The sequence below is a fragment of the Streptomyces sp. NPDC086554 genome, assembly GCF_040686095.1.
Lineage (GTDB): Bacteria > Actinomycetota > Actinomycetes > Streptomycetales > Streptomycetaceae > Streptomyces.
Genome location: NZ_JBFBJK010000002.1, coordinates 52,955 through 71,733, shown reverse-complemented (window position 1 = coordinate 71,733; position 18,779 = coordinate 52,955). Strand labels below are relative to the sequence as shown.

The following is an 18,779-nucleotide window of genomic DNA, read 5'->3' as shown; positions in this document are numbered from 1 at the left end:
CCGGGCCTACGCTCGGGCCATGCCCCGCCGCCATCTCCACGTGACCGGCGCAGCCGAGGCTCCGTTGCGGGGCGTGCTGCGTGAACTGCGGACGAAGCTGGACGTGCCGGAGGAGTTCCCGGCCGATGTCCTCGCGGAGGCGGAGTGCGCCGCCGCCGCGCCACGGCTCCCCGACCATGACGCGACCGACATCCCCCTCTTCACCATCGACCCGCCGACCTCCGTCGACCTCGACCAGGCGATGCACCTGTCGCGGCGGGAGAGCGGCGGATTCCGGGTGCGGTACGCCATCGCCGACGTCGCCGCGTATGTCACGCCGGGGCAGGCGCTCGACGCCGAGGCCCACCGGCGCGTCACGACCCTCTACTTCCCCGACGAGAAGGTGCCGCTGCACCCCACCGCCCTGAGCGAGGGCGCGGCCAGCCTGCTGCCCGGGCAGGACTGTCCCGCCGCGCTCTGGACGATCGACCTGGACGACGAGGGGCGGACCCTCTCGACGGACGTACGCCGTGCCCTCGTACGCAGCCGCGCCAAGCTCGACTACGACGGGGTGCAGCGGGCGATCGACGACGGCACCGCCGAGGAGCCGCTCGCGCTGCTCGCCGGCATCGGGCGGCTGCGCGAGCGCCTCGAGGTCGAGCGCGGCGGCATCTCCCTCAACGTCCCCGAGCAGGAGATCGTCGAGCGGGACGGTGCCTACGAACTCGCCTACCGGGCGCCGCTGCCCGCCGACGGCTGGAACGCCCAGATCTCCCTGCTCACCGGGATGGCGGCGGCGGACCTGATGATCGCGTCGGGGACGGGCATCCTGCGTACCCTGCCCACCGCCCCCGACGGCGCGGTCGGCCGCCTCAGGCGCACCGCGAAGGCCCTGCGCATCGACTGGCCGCACCACGTTCCGTACGCCGAACTGGTGCGCTCGCTCGATCCGACCCGGTCCCACCACGCCGCGTTCCTGCAGGAGTGCACCACGCTGCTGCGGGGCGCGGGCTACACCGCGTTCAGCGGCGGCGAGGTCCCCGAGCGCACCGCGCACGCCGCCGTCGCCGCCCCCTACGCCCACTGCACGGCACCGCTGCGCCGCCTCGTCGACCGTTACGCCGCCGAGCTCTGCCTCGCGGCCTGTGCGGGAGCCGGGGTTCCGGAGTGGGTGCTCGCCGCGTTGCCCGAGCTGCCCAAGGAGATGGCGGACGGCACGCGGCGCGGCAACACCGTGGAGCGCGCCTGCGTCGACATCGTCGAGGCGGCGCTGCTCAAGGAGCGGGTCGGCGAGATCTTCGACGCGGTGGTGGTGGACGTGAAGGAGGACGAACCGGCCGCCGGCACCGTCCAGTTGACGGAGCCGGCGATCGTCGCCCCGATCGAGGGCGGCACGGGGGAGCTGCCGTTGGGGGAGCGCCTGCGGGTCCGCCTGACGCAGGCGGACCCCGGGGTGGCGGAAGTGCGATTCGCGCCCGCGTAAGGCCTACACGTAAGGCCTACTCGACGGTCGCCGCCGTCTCGCGGGTCGCCGCCTTGAGCGCGGCGATGAGCCCCGCCGGATCGTCGGCGTGCAGCCGCACCGTCGTCACCGGGCGGCGCCTGCCGAGGAAGCCGACGGCCGTGACGGGATCCGTCAGTTCCAGGGTGAGGGAGGTCTGGGAGGCGACCACCAGGTCGAGCACGCCGTCTGCGGGCTCGTGCGAGTAGCGCCGCTCACCGTGTACGGCGGCGATCCGGTCGAGCGGTATCCGCAGGTCGCAGTGGGCGCCTTTACGTACGCGGAAGGCGTCGGCGGACAGCACGTGCGGCCGGGTCACGGACGCGGCGTGCAGGCCGAGCATCAGGACGACGGAGTAGACGTCGACGAAGAGCGTGATCTCGTGCACCACGGGCACGTTCCGCAGCAGTACGGCCAGGCCGACGGTCTCCACGACACACACGAAGATGAAGCCGTACATGAGCGGGGCCTGATCGCGCGCATGCCCGAACCCCGCATCGCCCCGCCGTACCCCGTTCCGCCGCCGCGCCACCCACAGGAAGAGGCTGATCAGGGCCCGCAGCTCATGCCCGACGATCCGCCGCACGGGCTCGGGCACGACGTCCCGTACGGCGTCGCGCCCGCCCCGCCGGTGCAGGACCGCGAGCCCCGCGCCCGCGACCACGAGCAGCGCCACGGCGACGGCCTCGGCACCGATGAGCACGGCGGCGGGGATCGCCGACCCCGCCAACAGCAAGGTGACAAAGGCGAGTTCAAGGGGCACGGCGATCCAGACGAGCCCCCGCAGCAGCCGTGTCATCGCGCACCCCGCTCGGCGAGCAGCCGCATGGCGCGGCGCACGGCCGCCGCCTGCGCGGGGGCGAAGTCGGCGAAGAAGGCCTTGAGAAAAGCGGAGTTGGCGGCATCGGGATCCTTGCCCTCCACCCCTGCGAGCGCCGCAAGCTGTTCGCTCCCCAGCTCCTCGGCCAGTGTGTCCGGCAGGCACGCGGCGAGCGCCCGCGCCGTCTCGTCCACGCGCGGGTCGGCGGGATCGGCGTCCGCGAGAGCTTCCAGACGGGCGTACACGTCGTACGCGGCCTCCACCGCTTGTGGCCCTTCGAGCACCGGACGCAGCGCCGCGAGCAGCCGGTCCCGGTCTTCCGCGGGCGCGGCCGTCTCGATCAGGGCGAGCAACTCCCGGTCTTTCGCGGCCATCGCGGAGCCGGGGTGGCCCTCGCGATGGCCGGACGCCAGCGCCATCTCGCCGAAGAATTCGGCCAGTTCGAGCGAGACGGGCCCATCGGCGGGCAGCCGTCCGCCGTTCGTGTCGGCGAGCAGCTCCCGCAGCCGCTCCCTGCGCTCCCTGATCGCGGCCTCCTGCCGGGCGAGGTCCTCGTCCAGCTCGGCGAGCACCTCGGCGAGCTCGCGCCCCGCGTCGTCCGCGAGCACGTCCCGCACCTCGGCGAGGCCGAGCCCCAGCTCGGTCAGCCGCCGGATCCGGGCGAGCACGACGGCATGCCGCAAGGTGTACTCCCGGTACCCGTTGGGCCGCCGCTCGGGCTCGGGAAGCAGCCCGAGATGGTGGTAGTGCCTGATGGCCCGCGTGGTGACACCCACGGCGCCGGCGAGCTCGCCGATCCGCATTCCGCTCATGGGGCCAGTAGAAACGTTGACGCTGCGGCAAGGTCAAGGGGACGCGGGGCGGGGACCCAGCCCGGCGGACGAAGCCTGCCGGTCACCCGTGGTCCGGTGCCACGATTGAGGGAACGACTCCCGATCTCGTGGACGACGGATCACCGATGTCCCAGTCTGGCGAGCGACCGAGGAAGGGGCGTGACATGGCTGCGATGCCACAACAGTCGCTCATGCGGGCGGAGGTCCTGCTGGAGGGCTTCCTGGCCCTGGACACCCCGGAGGGATTCCGGGCGGAATTGATCGAGGGGGACATTGTCGTCACTCCGCCGCCGGACGGGGACCACGAGCACTGCATCAGCGGGGTCGTGACCCAGGTGTACAGGCGTTGCCGGACCGACATGCAGTTCTCCGCGAACAAGGGGCTGAAGCTGAAGGGCGGGGAGGCCTGCCCGCAGAACCACGCGATCCCGGACGGTACCTTCGTCCCCACGGAGCTGCGGCTCTTCAAGGGCGCAGAGCCCTGGATGCCCTGCGACGGCGTAACCATGGTCCTCGAGGTCACCTCCACCAAGCCGCAGGCGGACCGGGAAGCCAAGCGGCGCTGCTACGCCCGCGGCGGCATCCCGCTCTACCTGCTCATCGACCGTGACGAATCCTCGGTGACGCTGTTCAGCGAGGCCGAAGGGGACGACTACCGGCAGCTCTGCACGCTCCCCTTCGGCAAAGCGGTCGCGCTCCCCGAACCGTTCGGCTTCGAGCTGGAGACCTCGGAGTTCGTCTGACCGTCCACGGAAAGTTCCCGGAAGCGGCATGAAAGAGGGGCGGGCGGCGTTGCATCCCTGAGGTGGGGGCGACGCGAGCAGGGGGGGGCACGGCATGGGCGGCGAGGCGCTGCACGACAACGGCAGCCGCCGCGAGCACGCCGTCTGGACCCGTACCCCGCTCGGCCCCGGCGGCGGCTCCCTCGACCTCCTCACCGCCCGCTTCGACCAGCACCGCTACGCGCCGCACTACCACGAGGAATTCACCGTCGGCGTCCACATCGGCGGCTCCGAGATCATCGACTACCGGGGCGGGCGGCTGCACCTGGGGCCTGGATCCATCGTCGTACTCGCGCCCGGAGAGGTGCACACGGGCGGCCCGGGACCCGGCGGGGGATATGCGTACCGGGCGATGTACCCGGATCGGACGCTGCTCGCCGAAGGCACCGTCCTCTCCGAAGCCACGTCCCCGTTCCCCCACTTCCGCGACCCGGTCCTGGACGACCCCGAACTCGCCGCCGCCCTGCGCGCCGCCCACACCCAGCTCAGTGACCGCCCCGACCCGCTGGAGGCGGAGTCGCGGCTGCCCTGGCTGCTCGCCGCGCTCGCCCGCAGGCACAGCACCGCACGGCCGCTGTGCGACACGATCCCGGGCGCCGACCACATAGCCCGCGCCGTGCGCGACCGCCTCGCCGACGAGCTCCTCGCCCCGCCCTCCCTAGCCGAACTCGCCGCCCCGCTCGGCCTCTCCCGCTACCAACTCCTGCGCGCCTTCCGTACGTCGACGGGGATGCCGCCCTACGCCTGGCTCGCCCAGCACCGCGTGACCCGGGCCCGCGCCCTCCTCGACGCGGGCCTGCGACCCGCCGACGCGGCCGCCCTGGTGGGCTTCGCCGACCAGGCACACCTGACCCGCTGGTTCCGCCGAATCGTGGGGGTGACCCCGGCGGCGTACCGCAAAAGCGTCCAACCATCCGCACACCGCAACAACGTTCAAGACGTCACCCATTGAACAACCCGAAACTGCCCGCATGACTGCACGCGGCTGGTTCCTCTTCTCCCTGATGGGTGTCCTCTGGGGCATCCCGTACCTGATGATCAAAGTGGCCGTCGAAGAGCTCTCGCCGTCGATGGTGGTCTTCGCCCGCTGCGCGCTCGGCGCCGCGCTGCTCCTGCCGTTCGCGCTACGACAAGGGGGCCTGACCCGTGTCGTACGCGCCCACTGGAAGCCCATGCTGGCCTTCGCCTGCATCGAGATCCTGGGCCCCTGGTGGACCCTCACCGACGCCGAGCGCCGCCTCTCCAGCTCCACGGCGGGCCTGCTGATCGCCGCGGTCCCGATCATCGGCGCGGTCCTTGCCCGCTTCTTCGGCGACACGGAACGCCTGGGCGCCCGCCGCCTCACGGGCCTGGGCCTGGGCCTGGGCGGAGTCGCCGTCCTCACCGTCCCCCACCTCACCGGCGGCGACGCCTGGTCCCTGACGGAGGTCCTGCTCACGGCGCTGGGCTACGCCATCGCCCCGCTGATCGTGGCCCGCCACCTCAAGGCGGTCCCCACCCTCCAGCTGATCGCCCCCTGCCTGACGCTGGCGGCGCTGGTCTACGCCGTACCGGCCTGGGCCACCCGGCCGTCTGCTGCCCCCAGCCCGCAGACCCTGGCCTCCCTCGCGGGCCTGGGCGTCATCTGCACAGCCCTCGCCTTTGTCGTCTTCCTCGAACTCATCCGCGAGGCAGGCCCGACGCGGGCCGTCGTCTTCACCTACGTGAACCCGGCGGTGGCGGTCGCCGCGGGCGTGGCCTTCCTCTCCGAACCCCTCACGGCGGGCATCGCGGCGTCGTTCGCACTGATCCTGGCGGGCTCGTTCCTGGCGACGGCGGGGTCCGCGGGGCGGAGCTCCGGCACACGCCGGGTAGCATGGTCGCTACGGCAGACGAGCCGGGCGGACGGCCGCGTGAAGCTCCCCTCACCAGGGGCTCTTCCCGAGGAACGTCCGGGCTCCACAGGGCAAGGTGGTGGCTAACGGCCACCCGGGGTGACCCGCGGGACAGTGCCACAGAAAACAGACCGCCGGAGGCTTCGGCCCCCGGTAAGGGTGAAACGGTGGTGTAAGAGACCACCAGCGCCTGAGGTGACTCAGGCGGCTAGGTAAACCCCACCTGGAGCAAGGTCAAAAGGAAACGCCGCTTTGTGAAAAGGGGCGGTTCTGCGCGGACGATCGAGGGCTGCCCGCCCGAGTCCGCGGGTAGACCGCACGAGGCCCGCAGCAATGCGGGCCCTAGATGGATGGCCGTCTCCCCGGCCGCCGCGAGGCGCCCGGGCGACAGAACCCGGCGTACAGCCCGACTCGTCTGCTATTACGGCCCTGACCTGGGGTTATTCCTGGGGCGGGGCCGTTTGGCGTTGGGTCGGGTGTGCCTGGCTGACCTGGGGTGTTCCCGGGAGTTCCCGCGTGGTTGTGCATTGGGTGTGCACGGGGATCGCGTGCTGCGGGCGTGATCCGGTGAGGGCAGGCTGGAGACCCAGGAGAGGGCTCAAGGCCAACTGTTCACCGACTGATCCGCTACGCCGCGGCCCACCTGCCGCGGTTCTGCACCGCGCCTGGGCCACCATCGGGGATGCCGATGACCTCGACGGTGACCCCCCACTGCTGCAGGACCCTGACCGTCTGCGCGAGCGTGACCTGAGAGAAGCCGAACAGTGTGTTCGAGGTCACCGGGGCCCCGGGCTTCAGGCGGATGGCGAAGATGATCCGCCGGGGAACGAAGTCCTCGGGGAGGTGCCACGTATCGCCGCTCTTCTCGCGGACGAGCCTGGTGAACTCCCTCCGCACCGCAGCCGAGTTCTGCAGCAGCTGGACGGTCACCAGTCCCTGGTTGAAGAGGTGGCTCAGAGGCCCCGACCTGCCGTGGGCCGGCTTGACCAGGACCAGGGAGCCGTCCGGAGCGAGGTGGTCGCACACCTCCAGGACGTTGCGGCGCTTGAGGGGGTTCTTCACGTAGGCGCGGTCGAGGTTGAGGAAACCGCGCCCCTCCGGAGTCTTCGACAGATCCTGGTTGTACGTCACCTCATCGGCGCCGCGCGGCCACGGCGGCGGCGTCCACGACGGCATCGTCTTGATCACGCTCGCGATGGTGGCCTGGATCTCCTTCTCGTAGCCCGCGCCGATCTCGTACCAGGACTGGTCCCAGAGGCAGAACCGGCGCTCGCCGAGGCTGACGTTGGCCTCGACCCACCGGAGCGCGCTGGTGGCGACGGCAGAGGTGGAGCCGTCCAACTCGGGCTGCCCGTATACGCGAACCTTGCCGCCTCGCAGGGTGCTGAGGCGGCTGCCGGGCCTGTGGACACGTACAGGGTCCAGGAGATGGGAGACGGAGAGGTCGTCCACCTTGTCCGCCCGGCGAAGACCGATCTTCACACTGAAGCCGGCGGCCTCGCCATAGACACCCACGAGATCCCCCGGGACGGCGAGGGTGACTCTGCCGTCTTCGGCGCACCCCAGCACGTCATCCAGGGCCAGGTCGAGGGCTTCCCGGACCTTCAGGTCCCGGACCGGCACGAAGTGCTCGACGAACTCCAGCCCCGGCCGAGGCTTGCGGTCGTGGCAGATGCGGGCGATCTCGCGGATGTCGGCGATCAGGTCGGCAGAGTCGACGCCGAGCCGGAGGCGCAGGCCGCACCCACCCTCAGCGGTAACCGCCCTGCCGCGCCCGTAGCGGGCATACGTCAGCTCGATGGTGTCGAGGTATCCGCCGATACGGGACACGAGCTGGTCGTATGCACGGATCCCGAGCATGGAGAGGGGGATGCCGCCCGGCGTGACGGCGATGTCCGTCCTGGCCTGCCCGAGGGTGGAGGCCGCGAGTCCGCGGACCTGCTGGGGGTCGATCTGCCGGATGACGAAGGAGAGACCGAAGCTGCGGTCTTTGAGCTCGTCGGGGAGCAGGCGGAAACCGTCGTCGTGGCCGACGGCGTACACCTCGCCGTCGATGGCCATCAACTGCAGCGCGGCGGTGCGGCGCTTGAACTCCGGGGCACGGATGCCCGACGAGCGCTCCACCGAGCCGCACCACGAGGCTTCCGCGCCCTTTCCGCCCACGAGCAGGACGGAAGGGACGCCCGTGCCGTGGCTGGCGTCGTGCAGCTGGGCGTCCCAGCCGTCGAGTTGATCGCCGTCCAGCGCCGTACGCATCGCCTCTGCGGTCGGCTTGACGCCGACGAGGCGGTTGAGGGTGACCATGTCGGTCGGGTGGTTGATGTGTTCTCCAAGTGTTTGAGGTGGGGTGCACACGTACCGAATCCACCGGCCGTGCGCGGGCGGCGCGCGACGCGCGGACGCGCCGTCCGAGGGATCAGTGCCGACGGGTGATCTTCGACGCTGCGGAGTGGTCCCGCCGGGCGGGGGCCGAGGTGAGGTGCCAGCCATGGCACCTCGGGCAGTGGTACGAACGAAGCGGGTCCTTGGCCCGCGCCACGCCGTGGGAATGAATCCTGGCGAGCGCGAGGTCCGCCGCGATGCGGTCGATGAACCACGTCTTGCCGCACGAGCGCTGTACCGCCCTGCGGCTGAAGGGGCGCGGGACGCGCTGGGCGGCACGGATCAGGCGCTGATGGAGCACGGTTTCCTCCAGGAGGGGCTTCGGATCGCCCCGTACTGGGCCGACCGATAGATCACCTAGCTGACATGGGCATGACGATTTAGGCCTTAGGGATCGGCCTGACCGGAGGCGCTTTGAGGCGGCGATTGCATGGGGCCGGGGAGATGGCATCGAGCGCTGCGAGGCCGCCGAGAAGAGGCTAGCGACGGCCGCCCTCACTGGCAACCCTCTTGTGAACTTCAAGCTGTAAGCATGAATGTTCACGTGTGCGCCAGCGGTGATGTTCACACTGGCTTGCTGTGAATCATGGTCCGCCGGTACGGTCTCGACCATGCCCCCAGCCGCGAAGAAAGTGTTGACGGCCGCCGACATCGCACGGCTGGCCGGTGTGGGGCGCGCTGCCGTGTCGAACTGGCGACGCCGCTACCCAGAGTTCCCGAAGCCGGTCGGCGGCACCGCGCAGCGTCCGGTCTTCTCCCGGGAGCAGGTCGAGGAGTGGCTGGCTGAAACCGGCAAGTCGGACCAGCTGGCTACGGCTGGCCGCACTGAGACCGGGACGCAGCACATCAGCGACCTGTCGGAATTCGCCCGGAGCCTCACCCGTGACTCGCAGGAGTCCCCACATGGGCTCGCCCACCTCACTCCGAACCAACTCCTGGCGCGGGTGATGGTGTCCTTGCTGCCGGATCCAGCGACGAACGATTTGTCAGACCACACAGTCGACGAGGACGTGCCGGAGAACGTGCCGGAGGACGTGCCGACGGAGTCAGCGGTGGACGTTCCGCCAGACCCCGCGGGCGACGAGGACGTGCCGCTCGTGCTCGACCCGGCCTGCGCCGAGGCGACGCTGCTCTTGGCAGTCGCTGAAAGGTTTGGGAGCCGCGTCAAGATCGAAGGGCAGGAGATCGACGAGTCGGCTGCCGCGAACGCCGCAGCCCGGCTGCGCAGCAATACACAGGGCGTCCTATACGAGGTCCACTACGGCGATTCCTTGCTGAGTAACCACCTTGCCCCGTACCTGGGAACCGCCGCAGCCGTTGTCTGCGAGCCGCCTTTCGACAGGCCGCAATGGCCCATGGAAGAGCTGGCCGACGATCCGCGCTGGCGGTTCGGTGTCCCTGCCCCTCGCGACGCCGAACTGGCCTGGGTTCAGCACTGCTACGCGCACGTGCGCCCTCGCGGAGTCGCCGTCGTCGCGGTGTCTCCGCGGACCAGTTTCCAGCCGTCCGGGCAGTCCATCCGCGAGGAGCTGGTTCGTTCCGGCGCCTTGCACAGCGTGATCGCGCTGCCGGCCGGCATGGGCTCGACCCCGGACATCGGCCTGCACCTTTGGGTCCTGCAACGCCCATCCGGAGCATTCGCTCCCCACACCGTGAACATGATCGACTTGTCAGGGTTGAGCGACCCGGCCGACGTCCCGGATGAGCAAGCCGTCTGGGAAGGCCTCGTCCACGATGCCGACCCGGCGATCTTCGCCGCGGTCCCACGCCGGGAGCTTCTTGCGGGCGAAGTTGACCTCCTGCCCTCCCGGCACATCAGCACGCGCGACGGGGCTCGTACGGACGAGTTCGCCCACGTCACCCATCGGCTACGCGCCCTCTACACCCGCATCGGGGGAGCCCTGCCGGACTTTGCCGCGCACCCGACTCAAGTCCGCCACGACTACGTCTCGTTTGCCGAGCTGGAACATACCCGCGCGCTGAAGATCCTCTCGCGCGAGACCACTCCGAGTGCCGGAGACCTACTCGTGCGCACGCTCGGCCGACCACCGGTCGTGGCGACCGGCACGGCCGCGGACGAGACTGGCGTAGCCCAGGTCGTCGAGATCAACCCCGACCGACTCGACCCCCACTTCGTCGCAGCCTTCCTGCGGGCCGACGCTCACGCATTGCCCGTGGCGAACACCCTCGGCGCGCTCAATCGCGACGACCTACGCCGCTGTCGCATCCCCCGACTGTCCCTCGCTGAACAGCGCCGCTACGGCGAAGCGTTCCGCCACTTGCAACAGCTGCAGGACACGATCACCGCACTCGCGAAGACTAGCTCGCACGTGATCGACCAGACCCTCCACGCACTGACCACGGGCGTTCTTACCCCGGACTTCTCCGTAGCGCAGCACACTGAACATGCCGGTCCGACCGACGACGAGACGAGAGAGTTGTGACTTCAGGCCCCACGCATTCCAAGATGGCGAACGATATTTGGTCGGTCGCTGACCTGCTGCGCGGCGACTACAAGCGGCACGAGTACGGTCAGGTAATCCTGCCGTTCACGCTGCTGCGCCGCCTCGACGCGGTGATGGCCCCGACGCGCCAGGCGGTGTGGGACCGCGACGCCTCACTCAAGGTCCAGAACAAGGCCCGTCTGCTGGAGATCGCGGCGAAGCTCCCCTTCTACAACACCGCCAAGCAGGACTTCTCCACCATCGTTGGCGATTCGCAGAGCGTCGCGAAGAACCTTCGCGACTACATCAACGGCTTCTCTCCCAACGTCCAGAAGATCCTGGAACGTTTCGACCTGGACAACGAGATCACCCGTCTCGCCGGGGCGAAGATCCTCTATGAGGTCGTGGGCGCGTTCGCGAAAATGCGCAACCTGGACCAGCTCACCAACCACGACATGGGGTACGTCTTCGAGCACTTGATCCGCAAGTTCGCCGAGGACTCAAATGAGACCGCCGGTGAGCACTTCACCCCGCGCGAAGTTATCAAACTGATGGTCAACCTGCTGATCGCGCCGGACGCGGACATCATCACGGCCGAGGGCCAGGTCATCAACATCCTTGACCCGGCCTGCGGCACCGGCGGCATGCTCACAGCAGCAGAGGACCACATCAAGTCGATCAACCCGAACGCTGAAGTCTTCCTCTTCGGCCAGGAGCTCAACGCCGAGTCCTGGGCGGTCTGCCAGTCAGACATGCTCATGCGGAACCAGCGCGGCCACATCCACTTCGGTAACTCCTTCAGCGACGACGGGCATCCGGACCGCACGTTCGACTACATGCTGGCCAACCCACCGTTCGGTGTGGACTGGAAGAAGGTCAAGGATGCCGTCGACGACGAGGTCGAACTGGGCCACGCCGGCCGCTTCGGCGCCGGCACCCCGCGCATTAACGACGGCTCGTTCTTGTTCCTGCAACACATGATCTCGAAGATGGCGCCCGTCGAGGCGAAGGGTACCCGCCTTGGAATCGTCTTCAACGGCTCACCGCTGTTCACCGGTGCCGCCGAGTCCGGTGAATCGAAGATCCGCCAATGGATCCTCGACAACGACTGGCTGGAGGGTATCGTCGCCCTGCCGGACCAGTTGTTCTACAACACCGGCATCTCCACGTACTTCTGGATCGTCACCAACCGGAAGAACGACTCGCTGCGCGGCAAAGTGGTATTGCTCGATGCCCGCGACCAGTGGGAGAAGATGCGCAAGTCCTTCGGCGACAAGCGCAAGCAGATCAATGACGACCAGATCAAGCACATCACCAAGCTGTACGTCGACGCTCTCAAGGTCGCTGACGACTCCGGACACCCGGATCATACCAAGGTGAAGATCTTTAACAATCGAGACTTCGGCTACCGCCGCATCACCGTTGAACGCCCGCTCAAGCTCCGCTTCGAGGTCACTGAGGAAACTCTCGTTGCCCTGGATAACGCGAAGGCATTGGCTAAGTGGGAAGGTGGCGAGGCCTTGATTACGGCGCTGCGTGAGTTGGTTGGTTCCGTGTGGTGGACAAAGGACGAGGCCGTTAACGCGATGCACGCAGCCGTCGCGGGAGCGGGAGCCCTGTGGCCTGGTACAGCTGCTCTGCAGAAGGGCATGTGGGGCGCCGTCTCGGTAGCCGACCCCGATGGTGAGGTACAGAGGGATAAGAATGGCAACGTCCTCCCCGACCCGGATCTGCGCGACTACGAGAACATTCCGATCGATGAGGACATTGCCACCTACTTCGCTCGCGAGGTCGCCCCGCACGTCCCGGATGCCTGGATCGACCGCGATAAGGCTAGCGGTGAATTCAAATTCAAGGTCGGGTACGAAATTCCCTTCACGAGGCACTTCTACGTGTACACGCCGCCGAGGCCTCTCGCTGAAATCGACACTGAATTGCGCGACCTTGAAGCGCAGATCCAGAAGTTGCTGGGGGAGGTGACGAGGTGAGTCGGCAGCGCATCAAGTTTCAGTATCGAGTAATCGATCGGAGGGCCGGTCAAGATCAACCCCCCCTTCTGGCGGTTTCGATTCATCGTGGAGTGGTGCGACGTGACACTCTCACCGACGACCTTCCACGCGCGGAAGACCTGAGTAACTATAAGCTCTGCGAACCTGGCGACATTGTGCTGAACCGCATGCGTGCCTTCCAAGGCGCTATCGGGATCAGCCTGCAACGCGGGCTTGTCAGCCCCGACTACCTCGTTCTTCGGCCAAGCCCGCATGTTGATCCTCGCTATCTGCACCATCTATTCCGCTCTACCTGGTTCGTAGGGGAGATGGTGTCTCGCCTTCGAGGCATTGGTAACACCGAGAATGGAGCAGTCCGCACGCCGCGAATCAACCCTGAAGACCTTGGAGACATTCCCGTAAGTTTTCCAAGCCTTAGGAAACAACGCTGCATCGCAGATTTTCTCGACGCTGAGACAGGCCGGATCGATCACTTGATGCGGAAGCGTAGGCGTCAGCGAGACCTGCTCGATGAGCTGGCGCTGAGCATGGTCGAAGAGTCTTTCAGTGGGGCCCGCGGCGCACCTATGGTTCGACTTGGGTATCTGGCTTTTGTGCAGACGGGAGTGACCGTTGACGGCAACCGTCAGCACAACAACAATTCCGTCACCCTGCCATACTTGCGTGTGGCAAACGTGCAGTCGGGCCACGTGGATTTGGGTGAAGTAGCTGAGATCACCGTGTCACGTGAGACGGCTATTGCGAGTCGCCTCCAGGCTGGCGACGTCCTGATGACAGAAGGCGGCGACCTCGACAAGCTTGGAAGGGGGACTGTGTGGAATGCAGAAATTGAGAACTGTCTCCACCAGAATCACGTATTCGCGGTACGCCCGGACTCTAACGTCCTTTCTCCCTCTTATTTGGCCCTCCTGACTCGAGCCCCCATGGCGCGCAAGTACTTTGAAAGCACCGGAAATAAGACAACCAACCTAGCCTCAACAAGTAGCAGCAAGATTCGGGATTTCCGTGTCCCTCTAGTCAGCACAGTTACGCAGCATGCCATCGTCGAGGAGGCTGATGCGCGCCTTAGATCGCTTGCGAAATTCGAGGAGCGGATTACTCGGCAACTCAGCCGCCTCGCCGAGCGCCGTCAAGCCCTGATCACTGCTGCCGTTACCGGACAGATCGACGTAGCCACCACCCCCGCCCACCTTCCCTCGTCGGGAGGTGCAACCGCATGAGTCCAGGAGCCCATACTGAAGGTGCCTTCGAGGCCCACGTCGAGGCCGAGCTGCTCCGTGGACCGCGTGGCTGGTCCCAGGCCCAGGGCGGCTTCGAGGCTGAACTCGGCCTCGACTCTGATGAGATGTTCCGGTTCATCGACGTCACGCAGGACAAGCGCTGGAACAAACTCGTCGGCTTCTACGGGAACGATAGAGACGCTGCCAAGAGGCAGTTCGCCCAGCGCGTGGCCGCAGAGATCGACGCCCGTGGCGTGCTGGATGTGCTGCGACAGGGTGTACGCGACCGGGGCGTGCAGATCGACCTGGCATACTTCCGCCCCGGTCACACCTTGGCCGCCGACGCTCTTACCGAGTACGAGGCGAACGTCCTCACCGTGGCGCGCCAATTGCACTACAGCGTGCGGCATCCGCGGCACTCGGTCGACCTGGCGCTGTTCGTGAACGGCCTGCCCGTGGCAACTGTGGAGCTGAAGAACCCCAACACCGGGCAGAACGCCGACCACGCCATCGCGCAGTACCGGCACCGTGACCCGAACGACGTGTTCTTCGCCAAGCGGACCCTCGTTCATTTCGCGGTCGACCCGGACCGAGCCTTCGTCACGACCCGGCTGTGCGGAGCCGACACGCAGTTCCTGCCGTTCAACGTCGGCTCCGAGGGGGCCGGCCGGTCCGGCGGGGCCGGGAATCCGCCCGCGGCACCCGACTCGTACAGCGTCGCCTATCTGTGGAAGGAGATCTGGCAGCGCGACAACTGGCTGGAGATCCTGCAACGCTTCCTCCACATCCAGGTGCCGGACAAGGCGGGCGCGCGGGAGAACCCCCATACCTCGCCACGCATTTTCCCCCGATACCACCAGTGGCACGCAGTCCAGGAGATGGTGAACGACGCCCGGAAGGAAGGCGCCGGGCGCGACTATCTCGTCCAGCACTCGGCCGGCTCAGGCAAGTCGAACACGATCGCCTGGCTCGCGCACCGGCTGTCGAACCTGTACGACGATGCCAACCAGACGATCTTCCACAAGATCATTGTGATCACGGATCGGGTCGTGCTGGACCGGCAACTGCAGCGGACCATCTTCCAGTTCGATCACACACCCGGCGTCGTAAAGAAGATCGAACGGGACTCGACGCAGCTCGCCGCGGCCCTCGACGATGCCACCTCGAAGATCGTCATCAGCACGCTGCAGATGTACCCGTACGTCCTGGGGAAGATCGCGGAAATGGGGCTGGCAGGCAAGCGCTACGCGGTCGTCATCGACGAGGCACATTCCTCGCAGGGCACTGACTCGTCAATCCACATCAAGCAGGCCCTCGGCGTAAACGCGATCCGCGAAGAAGACGAGGACGCGGCCACGTACATGACGCGGGTGCGCGGCAGGCAGCCGAACCTGTCGTACTTCGCGTTCACCGCCACCCCCAAGTCCTCCACGCTGAAGCTGTTCGGCACCTTCGACCGGAAGCGGAAGCACCCGCGTACCGGCGAGCAGGGCATGTACGTGCCCTTCCACGTCTACTCGATGAAGCAGGCGATCGAGGAGGGCTTCATCCTCGATGTTTTGGCGAACTACATCACGTACGACACCAAATGGCGGCTGCGGAACGCCGCCGTGGCCGCCGCGGAGTCGGAGACCTCCAACCCGGACGTCCACTCCTCCAAGACGAAGCGGGTGCTGGTTCGATACGCCGAGCAGCACCCCAAGTCCCTGGAGCAGAAGGCGAAACTGATCGTCGACGATTTCCGGGAGAACATTGCCGGGCGTCTCGGTGGCCGAGCCAAGGCGATGGTCGTCACCCCCGATCGTCCGCACGCACTGGGCTTGTACCAGGCGATCCGCGCCTACGTCGAGCTGCGCGGGTACACCGACTGCGGCACGCTCGTCGCTTTTTCCGGACCACTCAAGGACGATGCCACCGGACTGGAGTTCACCGAGGCGCAGCTCAACGGTTTCCCGGAGGTCCGCCTGCCGGAGCGGTTCGCCTACACCAAGGCCGACGATCCGCAGGCGGTGGCCCGCAATCAGGAGGAGTACCGGCTTCTCGTGGTTGCGGAGAAGTACCAGACCGGGTTCGACCAGCCGTTGCTGTGTGCGATGTACGTCGACAAGCTGCTCACCGGTGTCTCGGCGGTGCAGACACTGTCGCGGCTCAACCGTATCCACCCGCTCAAGTCCCAAGACGACGTCCACGTCCTCGACTTCGCTAACAAGGCCACCGACATAGAAGAGTCCTTCAAGGACTGGTTCGAGACCACCATCTCCGAGAAGATCGAGCCGAACCTGCTCTATACCAAGCAGCGCGAGGTGATGGAGTACGGGGTGCTGGCCGCATCCGAGATGGAAGCGTTCATCCGGGTCCTGGCTACCGCCGGACCTGACCGTATGACGGACGCGGCCGAGCGCAAGCTCCACGCTCAGCTACACGAATACCTCAAGCCTGCACTCGACCGATTCGACAACGATCTACCGACTGATGACGAGAGGGAGGGCTTCCGTAAGGCTCTGCACCAATACGTGCGTGCCTACAGCCTCATCGCGCAGATCGTCGACTGGGGAGACCCGGACCTTGAACGCCTCTATCAGTACGGCAGGATCCTGCTGCTCCGGCTTCCGGGACGGCCGTCCGCGTCCGTCGACATAGGGGACGCGGACCTGAGTCACTTCCGGCTCGAGTTCACGGGACGGCACGACGTCTCACTGTCCTCCGTCGGAGACCGGGACGTACGCGGCCACGCCGCGGACGGCGGCGGCTACCGCGAGCCTGAGGTCAAACCACTGTCGGAAGTGATTGAGGAGCTGAACGAGCGCTTTGGCCTGGGCCTCGGCACCTCCGATCAGATCCTCGTCTATCAGCAGGTCGTGGGCCTGGTCCAGGACACGTCGATGCAGCAGATCGCGCTCATGAACGACGAGGACCGATTCGGCCAGGTCGCCGACGACCGGCTCGACGACATCGTCGCCGAGAACGCCGAGCGCAACACCGACTTCATGACGCTCTACTTCGACAACGACGAGTTCCGCAAGGCGATCAAAGAGGCGGCCCGTAAACGCGCCTATCGCATCATCACCGAACCCGCCCGCGATGAGGCGCTCGCGCGGCTGCGCGCCGAGATGCGACGGGAGACCGAAGGCCAGGCGATAGAGGGATGACCGAGCAGGTCGACCGAACCCCCACACGTATGGATCACGAACTCTTAGCACCGGGCAGAGGCGGTGGGAAATGAACGGGGAGACGGAGCAGCCGCCCGCGAGACGGATGCTCGCGGGGCGCTACCGCATGGACGGTCTGCTCGGCCGTGGGGGTATGAGTGAGGTCTTCCACGGCTACGACGAACGTTTGGACCGACGTGTGGCCATCAAGCTGCTGCGGCCGCCGTCCGGGCCGGTCCCTGCCGCACCGGACAGCCCTGAGGCCGCGGACCTCCTCGACCAGATGGAGCGCGACCGCAGACGATTTCTGCGAGAAATCCGCACCACCGCCCAGCTGGAACATCCAGGCATCCCTGCGGTCTACGACACGGGCGTGGAGACCGGCGGCGAAGGCGGCACGCAGCTTTGGCTGGTCATGCAGTTGCTGCGCGGCTCGACCCTTGAAACGCTCCTAGACCACACGGATCATCCGTCCATGCCACCAACCGTGGCGTGGGCAGCCTCGATAGCTGCGCAGATCGCCGCGGTCCTGGCCGATGTCCACCAAGTCGACATCGTTCACCGCGACGTCAAACCCGCGAACGTCATGATTGTCGACGGCGGCCTGGTAAAGATCCTTGACTTCGGAATCGCGATCCTGCGCGGCGCGGGAGCGCTGCCACGCCTGACCCAAGTCGACAGGACCGTCGGCACTCCGCCGTACATGTCACCCGAGCAGTGCCTCGGACAGTCGGTGACTTCCGCCTCGGACATCTACTCCCTCGGCTGCCTGCTGTACGAACTGCTCACTGGCGATACGCCGTTCCGCGCGACATCCGGCATGCCGCTGCGGGCCCACCACCTCAAGACCCCTGCCCCTTCTGTGTTTACGCGCCGCGCCGACACACCGGGCGCGCTCGACGCTCTGGTGTCGTCGATGCTGGCGAAGGACCCTGAGCAGCGACCCCCAGCAGAGGCTGTCTACGAAGCCCTGCTCCCACACGTAACCGCACCGACTGAGGCATCGGCCGACAGCGACGACGACAGAGATCCCACCCGCCCATTCCGTCGGCCTCTCCTGGCCACAGCCAAACCCCGGGAGCAGGCGGCCCTCCGAAGTCGCCTGACCGACGCGGAAGCAGCAGTCCTGCAGAACAACGTCCAGGTGCTCCTGGACAACGACCAGCCGTCCCAGGCGATCCGCCTCCTCGAAGAAGGCGTGACCCGCACCGCGCACGACCCCTATCTGCAGCTTCGCTTGCGCCACCTCCTGGCCGCCGCACAGTTCTATGCAGGCGAATACACGCGCGCCGCCGCACTGTTCGACCTCGTGGGGCGCGGCTACCGCAAGCACCTGCCGCCGAATGATCCCCTCGTCCTGGACTGCGCCTACCATGCCGGTCACGCCTATGCCGAGACCGGAAAACCTGATCAGGCCCTGCCTCAGCTGCGGTTCTACGTCCAGAACACCGACGCCGCTCTGAACAGCGACACGGCGGACCAAGTCCGCGACTCCCGCTTCGTCATCGCACACATGCTGGCGGCGTCCGGCTACGCCGACGAAGCCCTCGCCGAACTCGAAGCCATCCGCCCCCTCCTGGCCAACGCTTTCGGGGCCCAATCAACGCAAGTCCGCAATCTCGACAAGCAGATCACCCGTCTGCGTGGTTCCAGCTGATTGGCGGGTGTGTGGTGGGGCGCGGCAGCCGTCTCTGTGTGGCTCCCCACTACGGTGTCGCTGTGGGGCGCTGTGACGGCCGTATGCAGGCTCTGGATCAGAGCGGATTCCTCCGGGACGGGCGACTCT

At 67.2% G+C, this 18,779-nt stretch carries 12 protein-coding genes, 1 other RNA gene and 1 pseudogene; 10 read left to right on the top strand and 4 right to left on the bottom strand.

Going from position 1 to position 18,779, the window contains the following annotated elements; translation table 11 throughout:
- Positions 1–19: 19 nt before the first annotated feature.
- Complete coding sequence (locus tag AB0O76_RS02935; protein WP_365484610.1) at positions 20–1,462, top strand: RNB domain-containing ribonuclease; 1,443 nt, start codon at positions 20–22, stop codon at positions 1,460–1,462.
- Between the two features lie 16 nt (positions 1,463–1,478).
- Here the strand turns inward: AB0O76_RS02935 and AB0O76_RS02930 are convergent, their stop codons facing one another.
- A complete protein-coding gene (locus AB0O76_RS02930) occupies positions 1,479–2,279 on the bottom strand; it encodes a hypothetical protein (RefSeq protein WP_365484608.1) in 801 nt (266 codons plus the stop codon).
- A complete protein-coding gene (locus tag AB0O76_RS02925) occupies positions 2,276–3,103 on the bottom strand; it encodes a MerR family transcriptional regulator (protein ID WP_365485513.1) in 828 nt (275 codons plus the stop codon). The genes AB0O76_RS02930 and AB0O76_RS02925 overlap by 4 nt, the downstream gene beginning before the upstream one ends.
- A 203-nt stretch (positions 3,104–3,306) precedes the next feature.
- On the opposite strand from AB0O76_RS02925, the gene AB0O76_RS02920 reads away from it, so the two are divergent.
- The 4 genes and pseudogenes from AB0O76_RS02920 to rnpB all read left to right on the top strand — a co-directional run bounded on the left by AB0O76_RS02920 (position 3,307) and on the right by rnpB (position 6,207).
- Positions 3,307–3,876, top strand: coding sequence for a Uma2 family endonuclease (locus AB0O76_RS02920; protein WP_365485511.1), 570 nt, complete (start codon positions 3,307–3,309; stop codon positions 3,874–3,876).
- 94 nt (positions 3,877–3,970) lie between these two features.
- Positions 3,971–4,867, top strand: a complete 897-nt coding sequence (locus AB0O76_RS02915; protein WP_365484605.1) for an AraC family transcriptional regulator — start codon at positions 3,971–3,973, stop codon at positions 4,865–4,867.
- Positions 4,868–4,886: 19 nt separating this feature from the next.
- Positions 4,887–5,666: pseudogene (locus AB0O76_RS02910) on the top strand (DMT family transporter); the annotation flags it as partial.
- A 121-nt stretch (positions 5,667–5,787) separates the two neighbouring features.
- Positions 5,788–6,207, top strand: an RNA gene (gene rnpB / locus AB0O76_RS02905) — RNase P RNA component class A.
- Between the two features lie 209 nt (positions 6,208–6,416).
- On the opposite strand, the gene AB0O76_RS02900 is transcribed toward rnpB, so the two are convergent.
- On the bottom strand, positions 6,417–8,093 hold the full coding sequence (locus tag AB0O76_RS02900; RefSeq protein WP_365484603.1) for a DUF6119 family protein: 1,677 nt from the start codon (positions 8,091–8,093) through the stop codon (positions 6,417–6,419).
- Between the two features lie 112 nt (positions 8,094–8,205).
- Positions 8,206–8,472, bottom strand: a complete 267-nt coding sequence (locus AB0O76_RS02895; protein WP_365484600.1) for a hypothetical protein — start codon at positions 8,470–8,472, stop codon at positions 8,206–8,208.
- A 310-nt stretch (positions 8,473–8,782) separates the two neighbouring features.
- On the opposite strand from AB0O76_RS02895, the gene AB0O76_RS02890 reads away from it, so the two are divergent.
- The 5 genes from AB0O76_RS02890 (at position 8,783) to AB0O76_RS02870 (ending at position 18,650) form a co-directional block, all read left to right on the top strand.
- Positions 8,783–10,615 (top strand): N-6 DNA methylase, encoded by a 1,833-nt coding sequence (locus AB0O76_RS02890; protein WP_365484597.1) that lies wholly within the window; start codon positions 8,783–8,785, stop codon positions 10,613–10,615.
- 23 nt (positions 10,616–10,638) lie between these two features.
- On the top strand, positions 10,639–12,603 hold the full coding sequence (locus AB0O76_RS02885) for a class I SAM-dependent DNA methyltransferase (RefSeq protein WP_365484595.1): 1,965 nt from the start codon (positions 10,639–10,641) through the stop codon (positions 12,601–12,603).
- 95 nt (positions 12,604–12,698) lie between these two features.
- Entirely contained in the window at positions 12,699–13,844 is a 1,146-nt protein-coding gene (locus AB0O76_RS02880; RefSeq protein ID WP_365484592.1) for a hypothetical protein, read from the top strand.
- Positions 13,841–16,993, top strand: a complete 3,153-nt coding sequence (locus tag AB0O76_RS02875) for a DEAD/DEAH box helicase family protein (RefSeq protein WP_365484589.1) — start codon at positions 13,841–13,843, stop codon at positions 16,991–16,993. Before AB0O76_RS02880 ends, AB0O76_RS02875 begins: the two co-directional genes overlap by 4 nt.
- A gap of 70 nt (positions 16,994–17,063) precedes the next feature.
- Positions 17,064–18,650: a protein kinase gene (locus tag AB0O76_RS02870; RefSeq protein ID WP_365484586.1), complete on the top strand. Its 1,587-nt coding sequence runs from the start codon at positions 17,064–17,066 to the stop codon at positions 18,648–18,650.
- Positions 18,651–18,779: the final 129 nt, after the last annotated feature.

Coding starts and splice junctions, on each gene's coding strand:
- AB0O76_RS02930 (WP_365484608.1), bottom strand. CDS start 2,279: ATGACACGGCTGCTGCGGGGGCTCGTCTGGATCGCCGTGCCCCTTGAA.
- AB0O76_RS02900 (WP_365484603.1), bottom strand. CDS start 8,093: ATGGTCACCCTCAACCGCCTCGTCGGCGTCAAGCCGACCGCAGAGGCG.
- AB0O76_RS02870 (WP_365484586.1), top strand. CDS start 17,064: ATGAACGGGGAGACGGAGCAGCCGCCCGCGAGACGGATGCTCGCGGGG.
- AB0O76_RS02935 (WP_365484610.1), top strand. CDS start 20: ATGCCCCGCCGCCATCTCCACGTGACCGGCGCAGCCGAGGCTCCGTTG.
- AB0O76_RS02915 (WP_365484605.1), top strand. CDS start 3,971: ATGGGCGGCGAGGCGCTGCACGACAACGGCAGCCGCCGCGAGCACGCC.
- AB0O76_RS02890 (WP_365484597.1), top strand. CDS start 8,783: ATGCCCCCAGCCGCGAAGAAAGTGTTGACGGCCGCCGACATCGCACGG.
- AB0O76_RS02875 (WP_365484589.1), top strand. CDS start 13,841: ATGAGTCCAGGAGCCCATACTGAAGGTGCCTTCGAGGCCCACGTCGAG.
- AB0O76_RS02920 (WP_365485511.1), top strand. CDS start 3,307: ATGCCACAACAGTCGCTCATGCGGGCGGAGGTCCTGCTGGAGGGCTTC.
- AB0O76_RS02885 (WP_365484595.1), top strand. CDS start 10,639: ATGGCGAACGATATTTGGTCGGTCGCTGACCTGCTGCGCGGCGACTAC.
- AB0O76_RS02925 (WP_365485513.1), bottom strand. CDS start 3,103: ATGCGGATCGGCGAGCTCGCCGGCGCCGTGGGTGTCACCACGCGGGCC.